Raw genomic sequence first — 24,738 nt, 5'->3', positions numbered from 1 at the left:
ATCGGTTATATGACTCCTCAACAGCTTGAAGATGCTTTAAGAAAAACTGCATAAAAATTTGAGTTTTTGTGTCTACTATATTGACATAAATCCACATGGCAGTGTACAGAAAAAAATGCCTTATCCATCCTTCGCGCCGTACAGAATATTTATGGCGGCGATCTGGTGTTTGACAGCGCCAACCGCCAGGTACACCTTTTGACTTTTAGTGGTACTGATAGCGGAGCGCTTTTTTCATATAGAAAGAATTTGAAAAGTATTCAGCGGGTAGTCGATACACGCGAATTAGTGACAAGGCTCTATGCTTATGGAAAGGACGGATTGACCTTCGCTTCGATTAACGGAGGTAAGGCATACGTGGAAGATTACACTTTTTCCAGTGAAGTGAGGGTGTCGACGCTTGATTGTTCGTCGTTTACAAATCCGTATCAGATGTTGGAATATGCAAAAATGCGGCTTGCAGAATATTCGAAGCCTCGCGTTTCTTATGTACTGTCTGCAATGGATTTATCTGCGCTGACCGGTTATGAGCACGAAGCATGGAAACTGGGTGATATTGTTACAGTGGACGATAAAGAACTAGGCCTTTTGGTAAAGACTCGTGTTGTGAGAAGGCAGTATAACTTGCAGGAGCCATGGAAAACAGTGATTGAGCTTTCAACTAAACTGCGGGAACTCGGCGATTCTTCAGCACAGTGGGACAAGGCAGCGGATTCGCTGTCCTCAGCAGAGTTGATAAACCGTCAGGAAATTAAAGATATGGTACCATTCAACCATCTGCGCAATTCCAGAGCGGATGATGGTTTTGCCTACTGGGTCAATTCCGGCTTTGAAGTGGATACTGAGAATGGTGTTTCGGGAACTGCTTCCTTCAAGGCTGTTGGTGTACCTGGTATGACAAAGAGTCTGTCACAGACGGTATACCCAGCAACACGTAAAAGTTATACATTTTCAGCGCAGATTGCTTCCGAAAACCTTGAAAAGGGCGAAAACGGCCAAGTTGGTGTTGAGATAGTCATTGAATACGAGGACGGTACAACAGAAACAAGATTTATAGACCTGATTTGAGGGTGATGATATGGCATATTTCAATCAGATTGCACACAGTATTTCTCCCAAAAGTATCAGCAGAGTCAAATCTATCACCATCAGGCTGTGCGTCACTGACTGCACCGGCACAGTGTACTTTACAGACTTATTGCTTCAGGGCGGTTCGGTTTCCACTGGATGGATCGGGCATGTATGCGAAATTCAGTGGACATTAGACGGGTAGGTGAAATGGATGCAGTTTTCAAGATTTACAGAAACCATACAACTAAAAAGCAATAAACATGTGGTGGGCGTTACTGTGATTCTCAAGATTTCCGACTGTACCGGAATAATCTATTTCACCGACATGCAGCTTCAGGATGGAGAACAGTTGACAGGCTATACCGTCCACACGAGCAAAATGCTAACGAAAATGCAGGAAAACGGGCAGCCAGTTCCGCCCCGGCATTATAACGGTGTGGTGCGAACAGCGGAGACTGTAATTTTATTCAACCTGGGTAAAACTTCTGCTGGTCTTGACTGCTATATCTATCCTATACAGGATATGGCCGCAGGAAGTATTGAAATATCCCAAGATATGGGCGCGCATAAGGTAAGGTTTCTTGACTCGGTTAACGCAGGCGATGAGCTGACACTCAAGGCTTCCACCCGGCAATGCCTAAAAAACGAAAGTCAGACTCCTAAGGATGGGTTTTATCAATATTCTGCGGCATGGGACAGCAAACATACAGTGAAACTGGAAGAGAGAAAATCGGCGCGGGTGCTCTTTGAATTTCAGGAGATGCAGGAAGGCGGTGACCGGTTGTGAGGGATTTCTTAAAAGGCAAACGTTGCATGGTGTGGAGTTTTATGGGTAATGCCCGAATGTATGAAGCACTTAGAGACTACGGCGACCGCTTTGATACGGTAGGCATTTTTACTTTTGAGGTTGACGCAACAGGTACAATCACTGAAACCGGTACCAGCATCAGCAGCATGCTTCCGTATATTCAGAAATGGCCGCACATTAAGTGGCTGCTCACTATTATGAATCATGGAATAGCCAATATTTTTACTGCACTTCGCAACAACGAAAACGGTGCAAAGGATAAGTTTCTCACTGAAATCATCCGAATAATGAACAAGTATCCATGGTGCGCTGGGGTAGATATTGACCTTGAGCGCGGTGGAGGTTATGAAAACAAGGATGCGGCGAATGCTTTATTTAGGGATATATACAATACAGTTAAGTCTTATGATGCAACAAAGCTTGTCAACATCTGCCTGCCGGGTATGACCGGCGTTCAAGGCTCGGTGGGCGGTGAAAACTGGTGTGTTTATGCCGATCTTAACAACTATTGCGATACCGCCGCCATCATGAGCTATGGCATGGCATGGGCGGGCTCTGCTCCCGGTCCGGTATCTCCCCGTGACTGGCTTGAGGGCATATATGATTATGCTATTTCCGTTATGTCACCCGATAAGATATTCATGGGGTTGCCTGCTTATGGCTGGAACTGGAGGATTCATGATACACCTGAAAACCTTGGAATAACCTATCGAGGAGTGTCTAATACCTACTATGCGGCAAAATACTGGATGACTGGGGTTTACAATTTCACAGGCGATGCACCGCCCCAGCCGTTTATTCCAATTGTGGCTTACTGGGATGACTATAACAAAGTACCTTGGGCTCTTCCTCATGTATATGATTATATGGAAGGATGGGATGCTGTATCCTGGGAATATCCGCTGCTAAAAGGGGTTTATAACAGGCGAAGATATTTGACAAGCTATGGCAAGGAGCAGAAAGCGGAGTTCGGAACCATTTATATTGACAGGAACGGAGTTCCGGATAAATACGAAGGAAATGTCATTATTACTGATGAGATGGCCTCACTTGGAGATGACCAGGCGTCAGCAGAGTACCGTTTTGAGATAACAGAAGCGGGATATTACGATATTGCAGTACAGCTTTGCTTTCCTTACTGGGACAAAAATGCGATTATCGTTTCCCTTGATGGTGAATCAAAGACTTTCAGCGAGAACCGTTTATGGTGGCCATACTGGAGAAGAGTTTGCTGGTTGACACTTGCAAAAGGTGTATTTCTCCAAGAGGGAACGCATGCTGTCAGCATAAGCGGTGGTGTGCCGGGAGTCCAGTTTTACGGTTTTAGGGTTTGCAGTGGATTTTCGGAGTATCCCTTTGCCGGTGAAGCCAGCTTTATGCTCTCTCCTCGTCGGTTCAAGGATGTAAATGGTGTGATGGTTGAGCCGGATCGAGGTTTTAAACTGACATTTGAAATGTTGCGAAGAAAACCCGACTCGGCGCTTATTTGGTATGAGGATTTTCGGGACAGGAACATCCTGCCTGAAAATTACTGGACTGTGTTGGACGGCGAATGGGATGTTTGGCAAGACCCAGAAAGCACAGAAAGTCGCCCATATTCCCAGCTCGAGGGATATGGCAAACTTGCATGGAAATACGACGGGTTTTCCGATATTCATATCCGGGCAAGGCTGGCTTTCCCTCAAAATAGCAGTGGACGGGCTGGGGTGTTCCTTGGGGATATTTTCTGCTGCTTAAATTATGACACGCAAAGAGTCGAGCTTTATCAAGGTAATTCCTTGCTTGGTAGCTATTCCACCAGTTTCTCAAAAACTGCAGATGCCGATCTTCGTGCTAATCCGAATATGTATACTATAGAGATGCGAAAACGCGGCAATAAGGTAAGAGTATATTCAGGTGCAGCTTCAACCCTGCGTTTCACAGTGAATGTAAACGGTGGTAGTGGTTATGCAGGGTACTGCTCGGACAACCGGACGGTATGCGAGCTACTGAGACTGGGCGATGCATGGGTATATGAACCATACGAGCGTTTTGATGTGGAACTCCCGGATGGAACTATAACCAGCTTTGGCAGGCTTGCTCGCACTGGTGTCACGTGGGATGATGAATTTCAGGTGTTTTCAGTAAATAGCGATGTGGAGGAATCGATAACTCGCAGTGAGGACATTTCGATGGACTATGACTTCTTCCACTCACAACTTTTGGCTCTTTCTTGCGGTAATGACTATGAAGTAAAGATTATACCGAAAGACATCAATATCTGGATATCCCGTCTCTTCCTCGGAGATGCAGATGGTTTTTCTATTCTGTATTATCAGGATGTGGACAGCCTTGTTTACTGGGCAAACGAAGCGGCTTATCGATGGAAACTGCGAGGTATAGCTATCTGGTCGCTTGGACAGGAGGATATGAGGCTGTGGGAGGCACTCCCGAAACAAATATAGGTTAATAGTTTTATTTATTCAGCGCTTTGCTATAAGGCAGGGCGCTTTTTTATATGCAAAACTCAAGTTGAACGGAGGGTTAAGACAATGAAAACAGTATGGAACTGGATACAGGCGGTTTTTACTGCTATTGGCGGATTTCTTGGCTGGTTTCTTGGAGGGCTGGATGGATTTTTATATGCACTCATCGCTTTTGTAGCCATTGACTATGTGACCGGAGTGATGTGTGCCGTTGTAGACAGAAAGCTTTCGAGTGAAGTCGGGGCCAAGGGCATCTTTAAGAAGGTACTTATTTTTGTACTTGTAGGTGTGGGACACATAATCGACAGCCAGGTGCTCGGCAATGGCGGGGCAATTCGGACAGCAGTGATTTTCTTTTACCTAAGTAATGAAGGAGTTTCAATTCTTGAGAATGCAGCACATATAGGACTGCCCATTCCTGAAAAGCTGAAGAACGCATTGGAACAACTGCATGGCCGCTCAAATGAGGAGGATGAAAAGAAATGAAGCTTTTTACTAAATACATGACGCGAAACGATTGCTATACAGCAGGCCGCAAAATCACGCCTAAAGGAATCATGGTACATTCGACAGCTGTGCCGGGTGTAATGGCGGCTGAGTGGTTTTCCCGTTGGAACAAATCTTACAAGGCCGGCGAAATAAATAGGCAGGTATGTGTACATGCTTTTGTAGACGATAAAGAGGTTTGGCAATACCTGCCTTGGGATCATCGCGGGTGGCATGCGGGAGGAGCAGCCAACAATACCCATATTGGCTTTGAAATCTGTGAGCCTGCTGGGTTTTCGTATAAATCCGGGTCGGTAATGGTGGGTTATGATGCAGCAAAGCAGGAAGATTATTTCCGTAAAGCGTGGCAGAATGCTGTTGAACTCTGCGTTATGCTCTGCAAGAAGTACGGTCTTAATGAGAATGACATCATCTGCCACTCCGAAGGATATAAGCTCGGTATTGCCAGCAACCATGCTGATGTGATGCACTGGTTTCCCAAGCATGGGGAGAATATGGACACTTTCCGTAAAGCAGTAAAAAAAGCGCTGGAGAACAGTACAGATATCAATACTGATATTGGAATTGGAGATATGGTGGAGTTTAAGGTCAGTGTAAAGAATTACTACCCCGGCAGTGTGGAAGTTCCAACGTGGGTCAAAAATGACTATTACCACAGGGTCACACAGACTTTATACAAAGGCAAGCCGGTCATAAAAGGCGGCAAAGAATGTGTTTTGCTTGGCAAAAAGGTTAAGAAATCCGGCGGTCAAGAGATTGCAGGCATAAACACTTGGGTAGCAAAAGAAAACCTTGTAATTGTAAACAATATTCCTGATAGCAAGAACAATAGAACCTATACAGTGCAAAAAGGCGACACCTTATGGAGAATAGCAGAAAAAGAACTCGGTAGAGGAACAAGATATCCGGAGATTAAGAAACTCAATGGCCTGACTTCAGATACTATTTACCCCGGACAAGTTCTCAAATTGCCGGAATAACGATAAAGGACAGCCAATCGCGGCTGTCCTAAGTTTTTATAGGAGGTGCTTGAATGATAGAGGCGGCTAATCATTTACCATATAACCCGCAGGAAACGAACAATACAAAGATAACACAGGAGGAAATTCAAAGAGAGGTTGATTACTGGCGGGCGTACAAAATTCTGCAGAGGATGCTTAAGGCGGGACTGATTTCAGAAGAAGAATTCAACAAAATCGACAAGTTGAACCGCAAAACTTTCACGCCGATGTACGCACAGCTTATGGCCTAATTGGCTTGCTATTAGCGGCACACAGAGGTAACATGTCACATACCAAAAGGAGGTGAAAACAGTGAGAAAGGTAACAAGGATTGATGGAAACAATGCTCTCCAAGCTTTCAAGCCAAAGGTGAGGGTAGCGGCTTATTGCAGGGTTTCAACAGACAGTGATGAACAAATGGCAAGCCTGGAAGCACAAAAAGACCATTATGAATCCTATATAAAAGCAAATCCTGATTGGGAGTTTGCAGGGATCTACTATGATGAAGGCATATCAGGCACAAAAAAGGAAAACCGAACTGGACTTTTGAGACTGCTTGCAGATTGCGAAAACAAGAAAATTGACTTTATTATAACCAAGTCAGTCAGCAGATTTGCCAGAAACACAACCGACTGCATTGAAATGGTGCGAAAACTTACGGATCTCGGTGTTTTCATCTATTTCGAGAAAGAGAATATAAACACGCAGCGCATGGAAGGCGAATTGGTGCTGACAATTTTGAGCAGCCTTGCAGAAAACGAGTCATTATCCATTGCAGAAAATAGTAAGTGGTCTATCAGGCGTAGGTTCCAAAACGGAACATACAAAATTTCGTACCCTCCCTATGGTTACGATTATGTGGATGGAAAGCTATTTATCAATAAAGAACAGGCTGAAATCATAAAGCGGATTTTTTCTGAAGCTTTGGCAGGTAAAGGTACACAGAAAATTGCAGATGGGCTAAATTCGGATAAAATCCCAACAAAGAGAGGTTCACACTGGACAGCGACAACTATCCGCGGCATTTTAAGCAATGAAAAATATACTGGGGATGTTCTTCTGCAAAAAACCTATACAGATGAGAATTTTAAGCGGCATTATAATCATGGGGAAAAAGATCAATACATGATAAAAGATCATCATGAAGCCATTATATCCCATGAGGAATTTGAAGCCGCCCAAGAGATATTAAAGCAAAGAGGAAAAGAAAAAGGTGTAATTAAGGGAAGCAGTAAGTATCAAAAACGCTACCCTTTCTCTGGGAAAATCAAATGCGCAGAATGTGGCAGCAGTTTTAAGCGTCGAATTCATGGCAGCGGTAACCGTAAATATATTGCATGGTGCTGCACAAAGCATATAAAGGACGCATCAAGCTGTTCCATGAAGTTTGTCAGAGAGGATGCAATCCATCAGGCCTTCGTTGTAATGATCAATAAGCTTATTTTCGGTCATAAATTCATTCTAAGACCATTGCTACAAAGCTTGAAGAAATCAAATTACTCAGATAACATAACAAAGATTCAGGAGATGGAAACAAAAATCAAAGAAAATACAGAGCGAGTTCAGGTGATTATGGGTCTTATGGCCAAAGGATACCTGGAACCCGCTCTTTTTAATACACAGAAAAATGAGCTGCTCAAAGAAGCAGCCATATTAAAAGAACAAAAAGAAGCCATAAAACGCGCAATCGATGGGAGTCAGACTATCCTCGTTGAGGTTGAGAAGCTTCTTAAATTTGCAACGAAAGCTGAAAAGCAGATTGATGCATTTGATAGCGAAATATTTGAGAATTTTACCCGTGAAATCATTGTGTTTTCACAGGAGGAAATAGGTTTCAAAATGAAATGCGGATTGAACTTAAGGGAAAGGTTGGTGAAATGATGAGCCATATACCTTTTGGATATACCATTCAAAACGGCAGGGCTGTCGTTAATGAAGAGGAAACAGTTAAGATTGAGAAACTATTTGAGGCTTATCTTTCTGGGCTTTCTTTAACCGAAGCAGCCCAAAAAGCGGGTATTAAGCGCTACCACACATCTATTGCAAGAATGCTGGCAGATAAACGGTATGTTGAGGATAAATTCTATCCGCCCATTATCAGCAGAGACACATTCGAAAAAGCACAACTGGAAAGACGCAGGCGAGCTGAGGCGCTTGGCAGGATTTATGAACATAAAGGAAATGAAAAGAAATGCATGAATTTTAGGTTTCATGCTTCAATGCCAGATAATCTATACGAGGATCCATTTAAGCAGGCAGAGTATGCTTATAGTCTTATTAAGAGCGAGGTGATTTTAGATGACAACCAGGAATGTTACAGTAATTCCTGCTCGTAAGCGAATTGGGAATAGTGCAAAGGCCGAGGAATTGCCTAAGCTTCGGGTAGCAGCCTATTGCCGCGTATCTACGGACAGCGAGGAGCAGGCAACCAGTTATGAAGCACAGATTGAGCACTACACAAACTACATCAAAAGCAATTCAGAATGGGAGTTAGCCGGTATATTTGCAGATGAAGGTATTACCGGAACTAACACAAAAAAGCGTGAAGAATTTAACCGGATGATAGAAGAATGCATGCAGGGTAAAATCGATATGATAATTACGAAATCTATCAGCCGGTTTGCAAGAAATACGCTGGACTGCCTAAAGTACATAAGGCAGCTTAAAGAAAAAAATATTCCGGTTTACTTTGAAAAGGAAAATATAAACACGCTGGATTCCAAAGGGGAAATCCTGTTGACCATTATGGCATCTTTAGCGCAGCAAGAAAGCCAATCGTTAAGTCAGAATGTAAAACTGGGTATTCAGTACCGATATCAGCAAGGAAAAATCCATATCAATCACAACCGTTTTCTTGGATATACAAAGGATAAAGACGGCAATTTAGTTATCGTGCCAGAAGAAGCTGAAATTGTTAAGCGTATTTACCGAGAATACCTTGAAGGTTCCAGTATGCTGCAGATAGCAAGAGGTTTAGAAGCTGACGGAATACTGACTGGTGCAGGCAATAACAGATGGCATACTAGTACTATCAATAAGATTTTGAGGAATGAAAAATATATCGGTGATGCGCTGTTACAGAAAACCTATACAGTAGATTTTTTATCAAAGAAAAGGGTACCCAATAACGGTATAGTTCCTCAATACTATGTAGAAAACAGCCATGAGCCCATAATCCCGCGTGAAATCTTTATGCAGGTTCAGGAACAGCTTGTCAAAAGAAGATGTGTGCATATAAGTAAGAACGGAAAGAAGAGAAACTATAGCAATAATCATCCTTTATCACAGATGGTCTTTTGCGGCAACTGTCATGAAATATTTCGAAGGGTTCATTGGAATAACCGAGGAAAGAAATCAATCGTATGGAGATGCGTCAGCAGATTGGAAAACACCGGTTTGTTTTGTACCGCTTCCACTATACTTGAAGATACTCTTAAAGAGAAGATTGTAGAAGCTATCAATGTAGCGGTCAGCGGAAAAAACTCTTTTCTGGCCATACTGAAGAAGAATATTGAAACCGTATTAAGCGAGGATTTGGATGAAAGTACAGCATATATTGATAAAAGGCTGGAAGAACTCCAAACCGAGTTGATCCAAAAAGCAAATTCAAAGGAAGAATACGATAATATTGTAAATGAAATTTATAGGTTGCGAGATTTAAGGCAAGAAACCCTTTCGAGAAACGCCCTCCGCCAAGATAAGCGGGATCGGATCACTGAGATGACGGACTTCCTTAACACGCAAACTGGTGATATTACGGAGTTTGATGATAAACTGGTTAGAAAACTAATTGAAAAAGCAACTGTATATGATGACAGGATAGTGGTAGAGTTTAAGTCGGGTATTGAAATTAATATAGAAATATAATATTTGGTGGCTGACCGCCAATCATGAGATATATTCTCTTTGTTGGCGGTTTTTTTATATTTAGTGCTTGACAATTAAAAACATACTAATATTTTTTATAAATACCCATTGACATCTTAGTCTATAGGGTATAGACTTACAATACAAGGTCGATATCGTATAGACCAAGGAGGTGTTATCATGAAGGAATATAAACTTACAGAGAGTGAAGAAAAATTTGCAGAATTAATTTGGCAGAACGAACCGATGGGTTCTGGCGATCTCGTGAAGCTATGTGAAAAAGAAATGAATTGGAAAAAGTCTACGACATATACAGTTCTAAAGAAGTTATGTGAAAAGGGCATTTTTCAAAATGAAAATGCCGTAGTTTCATCTCTAATCACAAGGGATGAATATTACGCCAAGCAAAGCATACGTTTTGTTGAGGACACCTTTGGAGGGTCTTTGCCGAAGTTTTTAACAGCTTTTATCAGCGGTAAAAAATTAAGCAAACATCAGGCTGAAGAGTTGAAAAGATTGATTGACGAGCACAAGGAGGTGTAGCCATGAGTGAATTATTTCTTACTGTTTTAAATATGAGCCTTACGGCAAGCTATGTAATCCTTTTTGTGATGCTTGTCAGACTATTACTCAAAAAAGCCCCAAAAGTGATCTCCTATGTATTATGGGGTGTGGTTGCATTTCGGCTTATAATTCCATTTTCCTTTGAAAGCATGTTTAGTCTTATACCTCGGAATGCGAATGCTGTACCAATCCCCCATGATATTATTTATCAGCAAACTCCACAGATTAACAGTAGGATAGAGGCTGTTGATCCATTTGTAAGTCAATCACTTCCTGCACCGACTGCTGGGGCAAGTGCAAATCCATTTCAGATTTATGTAGAAATAGGGGCATACATCTGGGTTTTTGGCATAATAGCTTTGCTCGTTTATAGTCTTGTATCTATTTTAATCTTAAAAAGACAGCTTAAAAGTGCGCAATTAATAGAGAAAAACATCTTCCAAGTTCATAATTTGCAAACACCATTTGTGCTTGGATTGGTAAGACCTAAGATATATTTACCGGTTGGATTGAGCAAAGAGGAACAGAATTACATCCTGATACACGAACAGACTCATATCCATCGGAAAGACCATATCATAAAGATAATAGCATTCTTAATAGTGTCCATCCATTGGTTTAACCCCCTGGTGTGGATAGCGTTCGTGTTGATGAGTACAGATATGGAACTATCCTGTGACGAAAGAGTATTGAAAGTAATGGATGAAGATATTAAAAAGCCTTATGCTAATACGTTATTATCTCTTGCTACCGGAAGGCATATTTTAAATGGAAGCCCGCTTGCTTTTGGCGAGGGGAATGTAAAAGGGAGAATAAAAAATGTTTTAAACTACAGGAAGCCAAGGTTTTGGATAATATTTTTCTCAATTATTATTGTGGCGGCAGTTGCAATAGGACTAGCGGCAAACCCCAAGTCTTCGGCATCATTCAACGGTTCATCCTATCGCGTTAAAGAAATTCTCTACGATGCACCCATGTATTCTTTTAGCTATACATTGGATACTGTACCTCAGTACAGCATTTCATCCGACTATAAACTTTACAGTAAAGAGATCACCGATAAAGATTGGATCATGCATGGTGGATTGTATCCCTGTGAAATAAGCAGACAGGAATTGTCGGCACTATTCCATTCACCATCTGATAATGTTCGTGAAGCAATTAATAAAACGAAATTGATTTATCGTGCAGATAAAAAAGATGATGATATTAAGACATTTTATTTGGTGATGCAGCTTAAGGACGGGGATGTGCTATTTGCTTTAGGGTATGACAACGATGAAACCCGTCACATTCGCTGGCTGTTTAGATTAGAGAAAATAAGTGATTTTAACGGTGAAGCCGCGGATATAAATTCGACTGATATCCGCTGGGATGCGGCGGCCGATGTTCCCCAGCCGGTCAGGGATTACGCTGTAGACTATATGCGCAAACAGATAGAGTATTACAACAGCCTTGGCTACAATATAACCGATGCGAAGATTACGGCAATGACCCGTATGAATACCGGCACTGCATCCCTGACTAAGGTTATCGAAATGTGGCTGCTGGAATACCGTCTGCTTCCGGAAAACGCCAACAAGGTGGCTCTTGCCGGAGGTATGCGGATGGAAGACGGCTGGCTGACTGAGTGGAGCAGCGCAGGCCAGCCCTATTTGCTTCTGTTGTGCGAACTAAACGGCGCGGAAGAATCGTGGCAGCGCATCTGTGTTACATATACCGATATGATTACTCAAGACTACGGTACGCCCGAGATGCTTGAGGAATATGGCAACGAGTTTACCGCGGCGGCTATGGAGCTGTATAAGAAAACCTTGAAATCCGCACCATCGGCCAGGTTCCTGCCATATATACACGAAAAGAAGAATTAGGACACACCGCGGTACAAAAGGTTGCGGAGCTTCTGATGACAGAATTGCTAAACGACCTTAAAACAGAGCAAGTCTGGCGCACTTTTACAATTACAGACTGGAAAAAACTCTTTTCTGGCTATACTGAAAAAGAATATTGAAACCGTATTAAGCGAGGACTTGGATGAAAGTACAGCAGATATTGATAAAAGGCTGGAAGAACTCCAAACCGAGTTGATCCAAAAGGCAAATTCAAAGGAAAGCTATGATAATATTGTCAATGAGATTTACCGGTTACGGGATTTGAGGCAAGAAATCCTCACGAGAAACGCTCTCCGCCAAGATAAGCGGGATCGGATTGCTGAAATGACTGACTTTCTTAACACGCAAACGGGTGATATTACGGAGTTTGATGATAAACTGGTTAGAAAACTAGTTGAAAAAACGATTGTATATTATGACAGGTTAGTGGTGGAGTTTAAGTCTGGGTTGGAAATAGAAGTAAACCTATAGCTTGTAATCACGTGGTGTGCATAATATTGATTACAAGGCTGTAAGTTTTAATTTTACTGAGCTTTCAGAATTACATTCAACTTGTCTACTTGATCTAAAAAGGTAAAACGTGTACACGGGAACATATCGACGAGATATTTTTATATGGAATTTGGGCACTAAAATTGGCTCGTATAAGGAAACATATCAACTCGTCTATTCCATTACCGCTTAAATAAGTTCACAAAGCAATACTATCACTAATTACAGTTATTTTATCTCATCACTTTCAAAATTTCAATACTCAAGTAAAAACTATATATACATCGATATATAGATTATAGACTCATAGATTATGTTATGTCTAGTTCATAGAAACATAGTAACCATCCGCTTTATACTTTTAAGGTTATGTTCCAACCTATACTCGATCTGATTTTACGGATGCACTTCATGATGCTTTTGGGTTCAGAACTGACTATGAAATTGTTTCTACACAAAATAAGAAAAAATTTTTTAAGTATACAAAATCGCGAAAAAAGTACGCACTTTTTTAAAATCATAGTTTGTTAGAAAAGAAAAAATAGACTTTATAAACAAATAGAAGGAGTTTAAGGAAAAGTGTAGAATAATAAAAATATGTAATAATTTAGAAGAAGAAAGTAAGAAGTTCATTATTAGTACTCAGAAGAAGATTCTGATAAATAGACAATATTAGTTGTATATTTACATTAACATAGTTCTATATTGTTTGTTATAAATTTATTGAATCTTAATTTGTATGGGAAAGATTTTAAGGGCTTAAGTGTTTAAGCGGTACTTTGTCCAACAACAAATACAGGATATTTTGAATAATGGGTCATCTAGAAACTTTTTCGGGAACATAAGAACTATGTAACCCTTAAAGGCATCTTGCATACACACCTTATTCGACATATTGACTATGGAGGGATATATTATGGTTTTGTTGCTAAAATTTCATTGAGAAGCATTCCATCTGAATTTATCAGTTTTATTTATGGAGATAGCATGGCGGTTCCCAATAGAAATGATAAAATTACAATTATGACAAAAGAAATACTATCTAAATCAATACGTGACTTTAAAGGTACAATTGATGAATATATGGAAGAAATCGCAGAAAGGTATTACTATATCGAAGTTCAACTTTGGAATGACGATTATTGTTGTACCGTACCATATAAATAAAACAACTATTTATTTTATTTATTTGGGAAGGAAGTGTAAAATGGAACAAATCAAGCAAATTAAAATAGCTGACTTACAGGACTGTGTTAAGGTAATTAATAAAAGTTTTTCAACAGTAGCAAGGGAATTTAATCTATCAGAGCAAAACTGCCCAAGGCATCCCAGCTTTATGGAAATTGATACATTACAAAAGCGGTTTACGGATGGGTATCAGATGTTTGGTTTATATGAGCAAGAGAAACTTGTTGGATATGTGTCTATATCTATTGACGAAGATAATGTTGCTGAATTGCATAACTTGGCAGTTTTACCTGGCTACCGCCATAAAGGGTACGGCAAGCGCCTACTTGATTATTGTGAAACGAAAGCAAAAGAAATGGGATGTAATAAGATCAAAATAGAAATTATTGAAGAAAACAGAATATTAAAAAATTGGTACCTTAAAAATGGTTTTATTCATCTGTTTATAAAGAAATTTGATTATTTGCCGTTTACAGTAGGTTTTATGGAAAAGCACATATAAAACATATCTATTACGAGCATGATTTCAATTTCAATAGATCGTATTCAACTTCGAATAAGGCTAATAATTAGAAGTGAACAGCATTATTTCAAGTTCCGGTTATTTAATATTTATCAAAGGCTATTGACTTTGACGTCGTGTCGTCCATTACAATGATTTCAGAAAGGAGGCGAGCAGATGAAACTGATGACGATCAGCGAGGTTACAAAGACCTTTAATATTACAACAAGAATGCTTCGATATTATGATGAAATTGGTCTATTGCCCAGCACTCGAAAGCAGAATTATGCTTATCGTGTGTATGATGAGTCTGCTTTAAGACGTCTTCAACAGATTATCACTTTGCGGAAACTGCGTATTCCTTTGAAAAAGATTGCTATGATTTTTAATGATGATGAGCAAACAAAAATTATTGAAATCTTTCAGGAAAGCATTGATGAGCTTAATAACGAGATAATTGCACTCCAAACAATACGGGATATTTTGAATACATTTATAACACGATTAAATTCGATGATGCATACGCATATCAGACTTGACATGCTTAATGATGCTGATATCATGAGTGTAATACAAACGCTTAGTCTTTCAAAAATCAAATTTAAGGAGGAATATTCCATGGACGACCTAAACAAAGCAAATGAAATTTTATCAACCTTAAAGAATGTACGTATTATTCATTTACCACCTTGCACCGTTGCGGCAAGCCACTATTTCGGAGAAAACCCCGAAGAAAATGCAGGGAAACCGCTGAACGAGTTTGTTAGAAGCATTGAACTTCAAAAAATCAAACCTGATTTGAGGATGTTTGGATTTAATAATCCTTCACCAACTGGCAATGAAACATATGGATATGAATTTTGGGTGACCATTCCCGATGATCTAGATGTCCCATTTCCTCTACAAAAGAAATACTTTAAAGGCGGATTGTATGCAGCTCATTGTATCAAGATGGGCGATTTCCATGAATGGCAACTTCTTGGTCAATGGGTTATGAACAGTAGCGAATATGAATATGATGCACGGGAGCCATTTGGAATGAATGGTTGTTTAGAAGAGCATCTTAATGCATATTCATATTTTGCAGGTGATGAAAAGGCAGCACAATTTATTCAACTCGATTTACTGGTACCAATAAAGCCAAAATAAAAACCTATGGTGTAATAAATGAGTATATTGGGCATTTGAAAACCGTAATTCAATGTCACATTATCCATATTACATTTTAATAAAAGAACACATAGATTTTAGTTGCTATTCTCATTTTATATAACAATATTATACTAAAAAAGAAGCTACTGCTTTACTATCTAATAAAGCAAGTGGCTTTTTTGGCAGTTACCTTAAAAATTGGCCTTGCTACACAATATTAAAAAAAACATTTCCAATAATACAAAGAAACCCATGGCCTCTTTGTTTGTTATTCATCTGACTATAAAATCTTTAATTATTTCAAGCTTTTTTAAGATTGATTCTTTATTATCCTCTATGTTTTGCGGTCCAAGATATATCATTTTAAGCAATTCCATATCATTTAATTGTCCATTTTCTATTTTGTTATATAGTAATGATATAATAAGGTTAACTAAACTTTTTAAGTATCTAACACGTTCCTCTCCTTCATACATCTCCGAGGTTATCATTTCACGAGATTCCCATATATGTGTAAGCTGTTTAACCTGTATAAGTGCTTCCTCGCGGGTCATTGTACTTTTCATGATGATAAAAAGAACTGTGCGCACGGAAGTTTTAACTTTTTCATATTGTAATTCACCAAGAACCTTTTTGCACAACTCTACTGCTTCATCCCAATCGGATAATTCATTACGTAGTGCAAGTACCATTGCTAGCCCTGCACTGATTCCGATGTTATTAGGGTATATCTTTTGTGCCTCACGATATTTATTAACTGCTTCATCGTATTTTTCTTCTTTTATTAGCTCATTTATGTTCTTTCCAAAGTCATATGAAAAAAAATCACTCTTATGTTTATCCATCCCTAGAAGCTCATCCGTTGAAACATTAAAATAATTAGCCAAAGCTACAAGCATGTTGATATCAGGTAGATTTTCACCTCTTTCCCATTTGCTAATAGTTTGAAATGAGATATTTAGATATTCAGCGAGTTCTTCCTGTGTGACATTTTTTTGACGGCGTAAATTCCTAATGTTTTCACTTATATAGTTATTCATAAATCCTCCTAATGATTTATTTAACAGCTTTTATAATTATATATTAACTACATTTGAGAGTTTTTCAATAACCGGATATATGAATAAAATTCGCCTCTGCAGCGAAATTTTGCTTTGGATATGTATTTGTCCTGTGGTAAAATGCAGAGCAAGATTCGCATTAAGAATCCTGCCAAACTCCGACCTCTGGTTTATAGAACCTGTATGTGATGTAATTGCAGAATTTTTAAGGAATCTATTTATGTCTATAACATTATATCTACAATGTTAAGCAGTGAAGAAATAAATTAAGGTAGATAACGGACATTTTTCATAGTGTTGAGGATACAGGATGGATGTATAATTTATTCCTGTTAGTTATAAACAATCATTGCGGGAATCATTTTAGTTGAAAATATTAACTGTTAATATATAATTGAAAGCACATGGAAAGTTTTTCCGTGTACCACTTTTTTATGTCGGAGGTTTTTTAGTAAAAAGTAAAAAGCAAAAGATGATAGATTTTCTTCTTAAAAATGCAAACCCCTCTATCAAGCATCGTGTAAAAAGTGAAATTTTACATAGCCTTACAGCCGATGAAGCTACGCTATATCAGGAACAGATTATTCAGGAAGAAATGATACAGCGTATTATTGCGTGTCAACAGGAGAATGGCTGAATAGGAAAAAGCCTTCACGGAGGCCTTGATACACAAGAAGGTGGAACAAAATACCTTGCAGAAAAAGCCTTGAATAAGGAAACGCCTGTACTCAAACGAGCTATGAGCGCTTTTGCTTCAGTACCTTTAGATGAAAAGAACTGAATCAGCGGTTTTATCATATCAAATAACAAACTATTTAATTTATACCTCTATTGTATATTATTGATATGTTTCCGCAAACGTTGATTTCTTGAAAAACAGTAACAACGCAGTTGACATGTTCCCACGAACAGATGCTTCCAAAAATGGCTCACAGATATCAATTCCATCAACTCAAGCCACGTGGAGACGGTGGTATTGATGTCAAGGGTTGATAATTAAAATGTAGTTAAAGCCTTGATGGTATAAGGCTTACAGGACTTATTGACTTTTAGGTTAGAATTTTAAAGCGACTATATAGCCTAGAAGCTTGTAATATCAAGTGTTTAGGGAACATATCGAGAAAAGACGAGTTTTATAGGTTGAGTAGTTTGCTTAGATGATTTTGACAGGACGAGTATGTAGGATAGATGAAAAATTCCTATAAAATAGGCTACCTAACATGTGCAAAACAATCTATAATGGTGAGTAGTCATGGTAAAATATAAAGTGAAGTTAGCTAAGAAGAAGGTGATAGAATTGATTTACAATCCAAAAGTACAATTTATACCAGCACGGCCTCCCCAAAGAGAGACTCGTGTTGGTATTTATAGCCGAGTAAGTTCAAATAGTATGGATCAATTAAATAGCCTAACTTCTCAAATATCAGCCTTAACAAGAATGGTGGCTTCAGTACCTAGATGGTTACTAGTCGATGTATATATAGATATTGCTAGTAGCAAAACAGGATCATCTAGAAAAGAATTTAACCGTATGCTAGAAGATTGTAAATCTAGGAACCTTGAAATCATTATTACAAAAAACATAAGTAGATTTGGCAGAGATACTGTAGAAGTATTGGAGGCCCTCCACCAATTGAGACTACTTGGAATTAGAGTTATATTTGAACAAGAAAATCTAGATACAGCAGATACAGATAATGATTTAATGATTTCAATAATTGAATCTATAGCCCAGGCAGAAAATGAATCAAGAAGTGATAATATAAAATGGGGTATCAAACAAAAAGCAGCCCAAGGAACCTCAAAGCTTTATAATAGAAAATGTTATGGTTACGAGAATGATACTAATGGCGAATTAATTATAAATGAAGAAGAAGCCAAGAATGTTAAATTGATATTTAATTTGTACTTGCAGGGGAGCAGCATTGTAGGAATAATGAAAGAATTAGGAAATCGAGGAATCAAAACACCGACAGGGAAATATACCTGGAGCAAAAGAACAATTGATGTAATGCTAAGTAATGAGAAATATATAGGTGTGGTAAGGCTATTAGATAAAGGGGATCATGAGGTACACTATGTATCTGAAAATAACCACCCTCCTATTATTTCTAAAGAAAGATTTAAAGCAGTACAGTCGGAAAAGGTTAACAGGAGTAATGTTGTACAAGGTAAAGAAGGTAACCAAAGGAAGCGTAGTAAATATAGCTCTAAGAAGTAAAATAATCAATTTGGTTTTATGAGGGGGAGTTGCATTGAAAAAAGTAAAACATAATAAGAAAACCCGAAAAAGTTATTTCATTAAGATTTTGACTTTATTGGTCGTTTTTGGAACTATAATAGTTTATGGCAACTTTACAATTGGCACCACTCGTTACAAAATAACTTCGAATCGTTTGCCAGTTACATTTAAAGAATATAAGATTGCACAGATTTCGGATTTGCACAATTCAGAATTTGGCCAAGGCAATTCTAAAATAATAAATATTTTGAAAAAGGAAAACCCCAATATAATTGTTATTACTGGTGATTTAGTAGATTCAAGCAATACGGATATAGATATTGCAATTAAGTTTATCCAACAAGCTGCAAAAATTGCTCCCTGTTATTATGTGACAGGAAATCATGAAGCATGGATTGGAGATTTATACGATGAACTGGAGGAACAGTTGCTCGATGCAGATGTCACTGTACTACATGATGAGATGATTACATTATCAAATGGCAAAGATAGTATTCAACTAGTTGGTTTGGATGATCCTGATTTTACAGATCGGGCTACTTATGTTCAAGAAAGTATTTTAGATGCTAAACTTCATAATATAGGTTTGGAAGAAGGTTTTAAACTTTTATTGTCGCACAGACCAGAAGCCTATGAAGTATATGTTACACACGACATTGATTTAGTACTTAGTGGTCATGCCCATGGAGGTCAATTTAGGATTCCTTTTATTGGGGGAGTTATTGCACCTAATCAAGGTTTTTTTCCAAAATATGATGCAGGTGAGTATAATGAAGGAAATACTACCATGGTTGTCAGTCGGGGTATTGGAAACAGCATAATACCGATAAGGATTAATAACAGACCAGAAGTTATTATTGTTCAATTATATTCTCAATAACCAGTTCTGTTTGCAAAATTTTCAGGACATAAAAGAAAAATAGCCTAATTGGAAATAGCTTTTACAGTAAAGAAGATAGATGTAAATGCCTATAAACACAGAGACTTGATTGGTTTTTTCCAAAATCAGAAATAGCCTAAGTACATCATGTGGAGACAGTCGTGTTGATAGAAAAGAAATAGGTTAATTTAAAAAGGTTTGAAGGTTTTTAAGTAAATAGGATGTGTGTTTTATGTTCCCTCAGACTATAGGGTTGGGGGAATTTTGCGCTCTTTGTCAATAGTTGGAGTGGGCTTATGGGAGGGGTTGATGGATTCTTATACGCTTTAATAACCTTTATAATCATTGATTATGTAACTGGAATCATGGGTGCAATCCTTCAGAAAAAGTTATCAAGTGATGTAGGATTTAAAGGAATTTTTAAAAAGATACTCTTTTTACAATGATAGCAATCGGTCATATCATAGACACTCATATTATTAAAAACGGTAGTGCAGTTCGCACAGCCGTTATTTTTTTCTACATTTCCAATGAAGGTATTAGTTTATTGAAAACTCGGCTAAGATTGGACTACCTGTACCAAAAAAATTAAAGGATATCTTAGAACAGTTAGGAAAGGACGATGAAAATGTTAATAAATAAAATATTTATTAGATATAACTACTCCAGTAGAAAGGGAGAAAAAATGAAATATATAGTCATCAATAATACAGGTAATAAAGATAAGGGAGCAGTTTCAAATAACCACTATTATAAATACTTTTAATGTAATCCTTGAAGATAAGGATTACTTTATGGAAAAGTGGAAGGAAGGACTTAAGAGTGAAAATACTCTAGTAAGGTATAAGTCAAAGCAGTTTATAGATATATAAAAAAATGCAAAGCCAATAGATGGATTAAACATGGATTTATTCTTTAGCATTGCCCAGAAGATGACGGCATTTGAAAGAGAGAAAATTATTGTAAGCTTGCTTGATGGAACCGAAATTGAGGTTGCAATTGAATAGAGGATTTAAGATAAGCCAGTTAGAGTGATGTATGGTCACTTTGACAGGCTCTTTTGCAATATATTAGAACATTAAATAAATTTTTGTCACTTTATGGCGGAAAATATTTACAATGAAATTATTGACAAATTTGTAACGGTGGGGGGTAGAATTATATTTGTAGACAAGCTTGTTTATGTAGTTGATAGAACTATTTGATGGGGTAAATGTCATACCTTTACAAAGAAAATAGAAGGAGGATGAAACAATATGAAAAAATTCATATTTAAATTAATAAGTATATTAAGTATATTTACTATATTAATTGGAGCTAATTCCATTGATGTAGCAAATGCAGAGAGTAATGTAGAAAAACAAGAGTTAGTTAGATATGTACAGGGATATGAGGATGAAATTTTGGGTAAAGCAAATAATAATACTGAAATTGAAATTAATAAAACCCAATCTTCTAAAAGCGACCTAATAACCCCCAAAAACATACTACCTAATAAAGTGGTGTTAGATTGGGTTGCAACAGAAAATTCAATTATTCTAAAAATAACCAACTGGGGACTAGATTCAGTAGATTTAGTATATGGCACTATTGATACTGGAAACATGAAGAAAAACTTTAATGTAGCTATTGTTATGCCAGGAACTAGCACTCATACTATTACAGGAGTACCTTTATTAACTTGTAAAGAAAATATAAAAATAACATGGTCAGCTAAAGATGGAGAAAATGTTTTTGCATCTAGCGTTGTATCCACTGGAAGTCGAGAAATTCCATCAGACTTATTAAATCTTTGGTCACCAGGAAGCAAGGGTTCAAGAAGTGCTTGTTTAGATTATCATTTTAATAAACATGGTAAGGAAGTATCAGCTTCAAATATTTGCCAATATGTAAGAATGGCAGATAATGTTAGAAAAGATGTAATCAAAAAGAATTTAAAACCAATAAGGTCAGTCCCTGGAGCAACAGCAAATTGTTATCGATACGAATATGGAATATATTATCTGCATGTAGTATGTGTAAATGATGTACCATCTGGCGATTTAGTAAGCTTTGGCAAAAAGTATTAATTCTAATATTTTCATAATATAGAGTTAATAAATACAATAAACTAAAAAGGAGGTGATAGATTGACTCCTATTGAATTTGGAATTATTGACAAGATAGATAATGATAAGGAATATATCAAATATGAACCAGAAAAATATAATTGTGTAACAATTGATGATGATATTTATATTGATGATTGGTGGGAAGATTTAAGCAAAATGAGAACATATTTTGGTGATTTGAATACCCCTAATGTATCTTTAGATCGACATGGAGTTACATTAATACCACCGGAATCATTATCAATATTTGAAACTATAGTTTCTAATGATCCTAGAATTAAACAAGATTATAGCCTTATGGAGTTGTTGAAACTAATCAGAAAAGCAAAACAAGAGAATAAATATATGATTCATTTTGGTGTCTAGTACTAACTAGATTTATGTCAGTAATTAGACAAAAAACTAGCTTATTATATTTATTACTTATTGCTGATTAGAAACAAAAAAATATTACGAATATGATATATTAGTATGATTAAGACGGTAAATAGATATTATAAAGTTTCAAATGATGTATACGAAGAAATTACAAAACACTTTTGAATATAACCTCTTTGTAAGTTATAAAGAGCAGGCTATTATGTCCAATGTCATCAACTTAATATGTAAGTAATTAGGGAAACAAAAAAACAATTATTAAAAAAAAACACTTGACTTATTTGTAGTATGAAGTTAGTAATATTATTCTATACTCATATGAAAACATATAAGGTATGTTCCATTTGAGAAAAAATAGACAAACCTTCAAATAGAGAGAGGGTAAAAGGGGGTAAAACTCTTTTTTTGCGAAATACTATCATTATTCTATCAAAACACATGTCGAGTGCGTAGTATTGATGTCAAGGGTGGATAAATAATATTATTAAAAATACTGATAAATAAAGGGTTTCCTGACATTGAATTAATCTCTCGGGAACTTGGTCGAGAGATTAATGTCAGAAAACCCTTATTTTTATTCTTTGAGGAAACATATCAACTACCATGTAAGTGATAGGGGTTGAGTTGACAGATTAGATTTTTTATAGAGGTTGAGTAGACAGGATAGATAATTAGAATGTCACTTACTATTTATGGAAGAAAGATAGTGAAGCAGAAATGATAATATTATCCATGGTATCACAATTTTACAGAGAACACGATTGTAGGAAAGTATCCTAATAATGTAGGAAAAATGATTTACTTTGTGGGAATACTCGATATGGAATAAATTCAAAAAGTAATGAAGTAAGTCTTCAAGGAGTAACAGCTACAGTTTTTGTTGAAGAGACATATCAATTAGTAGGCAATGAAATAATTGTTACGGACAGTAGACTTTTATCTAAAGACGAGGTAATGGCCATTGGTGTGAAGAATTTTGAGCCTCTGGAGAATCAAAGATCAGTACGTGCGACATCTGCGGGCAGCACTCGTGGGACTTTAACAATTACTTTTAATGGTTCATATCAAAGGGTCGGCAATGGCGTAAAAGCTAATGTAACAGGAAATGCGTCCTGGTCAGGTTTTGATTTCTTATACAACTCAAAAAATAATCCGGCAGTTGGTGAGGATTTTATTGGTGTTGCCTGGTCCGGAGGATTTACATCTCCAAGCTCTAGCTGTACTGCAACCTGGAATTTGGGTGGTTCACAAACAGTTTACCTTTCTGAGGCCATTGCGAATGCAGGGAGAGTATGGGAATTTGAAGAGTTTAGAGATGTTGCAGGCAAATATATGATTTATGTAGATAATGTCGATATTAATATGGAACTTTCTAAAGCATCCTTAACAGGGAATGGAAATACAGCTGAAGTTGTGCTGAAATATATACATACTTATCAGAAGGTAAACGGAGGAATCAGCATTTCGGCTTCCCCAGGTGGTGTAGGTACGGGATTCTCCCTTTCAAATACTGATAAACAATGGAGTATTTCTTGTTTATTAACTGGTTTACCACAATAATTTGAATTAGTATTATAAATTTAAAAACCGTTTATGAGGATATCTTCACAAACGGTTTTTAAATATTTATGTAGATATATGCATTACTGTTGTTAAGATTTCAAATATTATGGTATGATTTAATTAAAAGATTTCCTATGATGGAAGGATAATCCTGATAAGTGGATTGAATTTGAAAAATAGAGCTATATGCAGCGTTTGTTCCTTTTCTGAATATGAGTTTAATCCCGATTTGATAATAATAAGTATTTTTATATTAATAACATGATTATAAGATTTCAAAGAAATGAGGATATAGTATGAAGAAAAAAAGGATTTTTGGAATTGCTATTCTAGCTGTTCTTATTTGCGTTTTATTTATAATTATAAAAAACATTAACCAATCCCCATATGATTTTTTAAAGAATAGAAAAAGTAATAGTAAAGCAGAAAATGTAACAGAATTTCTTTATCAAGAGGATATAGGGGATAACAAGTATGTACTTTTTTATGTCAATGAAAATGGTAATATGTCCTGTGCAATAATTAAAAAATCTCTTTTTAATTACAACATACTTAAGATAAGCTCGGAAGTAGTAATAGCAAATGAACTTGAGCCAGCTGAATTACATTTTAGTGCATATAATAAAGGTCACAATTGGATATACTGGGGTGTTATCCGAGATGATAAAATTAAAAAAGTGTTAATACACGAAAAGGAAGCAAATCTTATTGATGTAACATATGGTTTTAGAATATGTTACATAATGGGCACTGGAATAGTAGAATCGGAATTACCGAAGTATGAATTAATCTATTAGTTATGTGCGATTGTATTTGTTGTGTTTTTAATTCTCTACCCCAAAATTATATGGTATTAACAGGGGGGAACACTGGTGCCTGTTTGTCCACATTTGAAATACCGTATTGTCCCCCTTATTTTGGACAAAAACTCACTAATGCTTAATATATCTTAGAATTTCATATTAATTTTTCTTCACCCTAATTTGATTCTACA

22 protein-coding genes and 2 pseudogenes are annotated in these 24,738 nt (G+C 37.2%); 23 read left to right on the top strand and 1 reads right to left on the bottom strand.

Features of this window, described 5'->3' with window-relative positions:
- Nucleotides 1–99: 99 nt before the first annotated feature.
- The 15 genes and pseudogenes from JOD07_RS14370 to JOD07_RS14300 form a co-directional block, all read left to right on the top strand.
- Nucleotides 100–1,068, top strand: a pseudogene (locus JOD07_RS14370) (phage tail spike protein); the annotation flags it as partial.
- Between the two features lie 214 nt (nt 1,069–1,282).
- The gene (locus tag JOD07_RS14365; RefSeq protein ID WP_204614452.1) at nt 1,283–1,858 is read left to right on the top strand and encodes a hypothetical protein; all 576 of its coding nucleotides are present in this window, start codon (nt 1,283–1,285) and stop codon (nt 1,856–1,858) included.
- Between the two features lie 56 nt (nt 1,859–1,914).
- Nucleotides 1,915–4,323 carry a glycosyl hydrolase family 18 protein gene (locus JOD07_RS14360; RefSeq protein ID WP_465220798.1) on the top strand — a complete coding sequence of 803 codons (2,409 nt, stop codon included), beginning with the start codon at nt 1,915–1,917 and terminating at the stop codon, nt 4,321–4,323.
- Between the two features lie 87 nt (nt 4,324–4,410).
- Nucleotides 4,411–4,830 (top strand): phage holin family protein, encoded by a 420-nt coding sequence (locus JOD07_RS14355; RefSeq protein ID WP_149678337.1) that lies wholly within the window; start codon nt 4,411–4,413, stop codon nt 4,828–4,830.
- Nucleotides 4,827–5,831: an N-acetylmuramoyl-L-alanine amidase gene (locus JOD07_RS15725; RefSeq protein ID WP_204614450.1), complete on the top strand. Its 1,005-nt coding sequence runs from the start codon at nt 4,827–4,829 to the stop codon at nt 5,829–5,831. Before JOD07_RS14355 ends, JOD07_RS15725 begins: the two co-directional genes overlap by 4 nt.
- A 53-nt stretch (nt 5,832–5,884) precedes the next feature.
- Nucleotides 5,885–6,103 (top strand): SHOCT domain-containing protein, encoded by a 219-nt coding sequence (locus JOD07_RS14345; RefSeq protein ID WP_204614447.1) that lies wholly within the window; start codon nt 5,885–5,887, stop codon nt 6,101–6,103.
- A 61-nt stretch (nt 6,104–6,164) separates the two neighbouring features.
- Nucleotides 6,165–7,733: a recombinase family protein gene (locus JOD07_RS14340; RefSeq protein WP_204614446.1), complete on the top strand. Its 1,569-nt coding sequence runs from the start codon at nt 6,165–6,167 to the stop codon at nt 7,731–7,733.
- Nucleotides 7,697–8,188 (top strand): hypothetical protein, encoded by a 492-nt coding sequence (locus JOD07_RS14335; protein WP_023062515.1) that lies wholly within the window; start codon nt 7,697–7,699, stop codon nt 8,186–8,188. The genes JOD07_RS14340 and JOD07_RS14335 overlap by 37 nt, the downstream gene beginning before the upstream one ends.
- Nucleotides 8,151–9,719, top strand: a complete 1,569-nt coding sequence (locus JOD07_RS14330) for a recombinase family protein (protein ID WP_204614445.1) — start codon at nt 8,151–8,153, stop codon at nt 9,717–9,719. Before JOD07_RS14335 ends, JOD07_RS14330 begins: the two co-directional genes overlap by 38 nt.
- 180 nt (nt 9,720–9,899) lie before the next feature.
- On the top strand, nt 9,900–10,262 hold the full coding sequence (locus JOD07_RS14325; protein ID WP_004463974.1) for a BlaI/MecI/CopY family transcriptional regulator: 363 nt from the start codon (nt 9,900–9,902) through the stop codon (nt 10,260–10,262).
- Between the two features lie 2 nt (nt 10,263–10,264).
- Nucleotides 10,265–12,154: a M56 family metallopeptidase gene (locus tag JOD07_RS14320; RefSeq protein ID WP_204614444.1), complete on the top strand. Its 1,890-nt coding sequence runs from the start codon at nt 10,265–10,267 to the stop codon at nt 12,152–12,154.
- A 159-nt stretch (nt 12,155–12,313) separates the two neighbouring features.
- Nucleotides 12,314–12,646, top strand: coding sequence for a hypothetical protein (locus JOD07_RS14315; RefSeq protein WP_037295457.1), 333 nt, complete (start codon nt 12,314–12,316; stop codon nt 12,644–12,646).
- Nucleotides 12,647–13,537: 891 nt separating this feature from the next.
- A complete protein-coding gene (locus JOD07_RS14310) occupies nt 13,538–13,834 on the top strand; it encodes a hypothetical protein (RefSeq protein ID WP_204614442.1) in 297 nt (98 codons plus the stop codon).
- A 40-nt stretch (nt 13,835–13,874) separates the two neighbouring features.
- Nucleotides 13,875–14,357, top strand: a complete 483-nt coding sequence (locus JOD07_RS14305; protein WP_204614440.1) for a GNAT family N-acetyltransferase — start codon at nt 13,875–13,877, stop codon at nt 14,355–14,357.
- Nucleotides 14,358–14,534: 177 nt separating this feature from the next.
- Nucleotides 14,535–15,506, top strand: a complete 972-nt coding sequence (locus tag JOD07_RS14300) for a MerR family transcriptional regulator (protein ID WP_204614438.1) — start codon at nt 14,535–14,537, stop codon at nt 15,504–15,506.
- A 275-nt stretch (nt 15,507–15,781) separates the two neighbouring features.
- On the opposite strand, the gene JOD07_RS14295 is transcribed toward JOD07_RS14300, so the two are convergent.
- On the bottom strand, nt 15,782–16,549 hold the full coding sequence (locus JOD07_RS14295) for a helix-turn-helix domain-containing protein (RefSeq protein ID WP_204614436.1): 768 nt from the start codon (nt 16,547–16,549) through the stop codon (nt 15,782–15,784).
- 415 nt (nt 16,550–16,964) lie between these two features.
- Here JOD07_RS14295 and JOD07_RS14290 point away from each other — a divergent pair, with 415 nt between their 5' ends.
- The 8 genes and pseudogenes from JOD07_RS14290 (at nt 16,965) to JOD07_RS14255 (ending at nt 24,541) form a co-directional block, all read left to right on the top strand.
- Complete coding sequence (locus JOD07_RS14290) at nt 16,965–17,207, top strand: hypothetical protein (protein ID WP_204614434.1); 243 nt, start codon at nt 16,965–16,967, stop codon at nt 17,205–17,207.
- 615 nt (nt 17,208–17,822) lie between these two features.
- On the top strand, nt 17,823–18,791 hold the full coding sequence (locus tag JOD07_RS14285) for a recombinase family protein (RefSeq protein ID WP_243144659.1): 969 nt from the start codon (nt 17,823–17,825) through the stop codon (nt 18,789–18,791).
- A gap of 34 nt (nt 18,792–18,825) precedes the next feature.
- On the top strand, nt 18,826–19,692 hold the full coding sequence (locus tag JOD07_RS14280; RefSeq protein ID WP_158741854.1) for a metallophosphoesterase: 867 nt from the start codon (nt 18,826–18,828) through the stop codon (nt 19,690–19,692).
- Between the two features lie 296 nt (nt 19,693–19,988).
- Nucleotides 19,989–20,284 (top strand): annotated as a pseudogene (locus tag JOD07_RS15940) (phage holin family protein).
- A gap of 664 nt (nt 20,285–20,948) precedes the next feature.
- Entirely contained in the window at nt 20,949–21,761 is an 813-nt protein-coding gene (locus tag JOD07_RS14270) for a hypothetical protein (RefSeq protein WP_158741855.1), read from the top strand.
- A 60-nt stretch (nt 21,762–21,821) separates the two neighbouring features.
- Entirely contained in the window at nt 21,822–22,169 is a 348-nt protein-coding gene (locus tag JOD07_RS14265; protein WP_058258295.1) for a hypothetical protein, read from the top strand.
- Between the two features lie 966 nt (nt 22,170–23,135).
- Nucleotides 23,136–23,741: a hypothetical protein gene (locus JOD07_RS14260; protein ID WP_158741856.1), complete on the top strand. Its 606-nt coding sequence runs from the start codon at nt 23,136–23,138 to the stop codon at nt 23,739–23,741.
- Between the two features lie 299 nt (nt 23,742–24,040).
- Entirely contained in the window at nt 24,041–24,541 is a 501-nt protein-coding gene (locus JOD07_RS14255) for a hypothetical protein (protein ID WP_158741857.1), read from the top strand.
- Nucleotides 24,542–24,738: the final 197 nt, after the last annotated feature.

The sequence above is a fragment of the Defluviitalea raffinosedens genome (assembly GCF_016908775.1).
Taxonomy (GTDB): domain Bacteria; phylum Bacillota; class Clostridia; order Lachnospirales; family Defluviitaleaceae; genus Defluviitalea; species Defluviitalea raffinosedens.
This window is presented reverse-complemented; position numbering and strand designations above follow the sequence as displayed.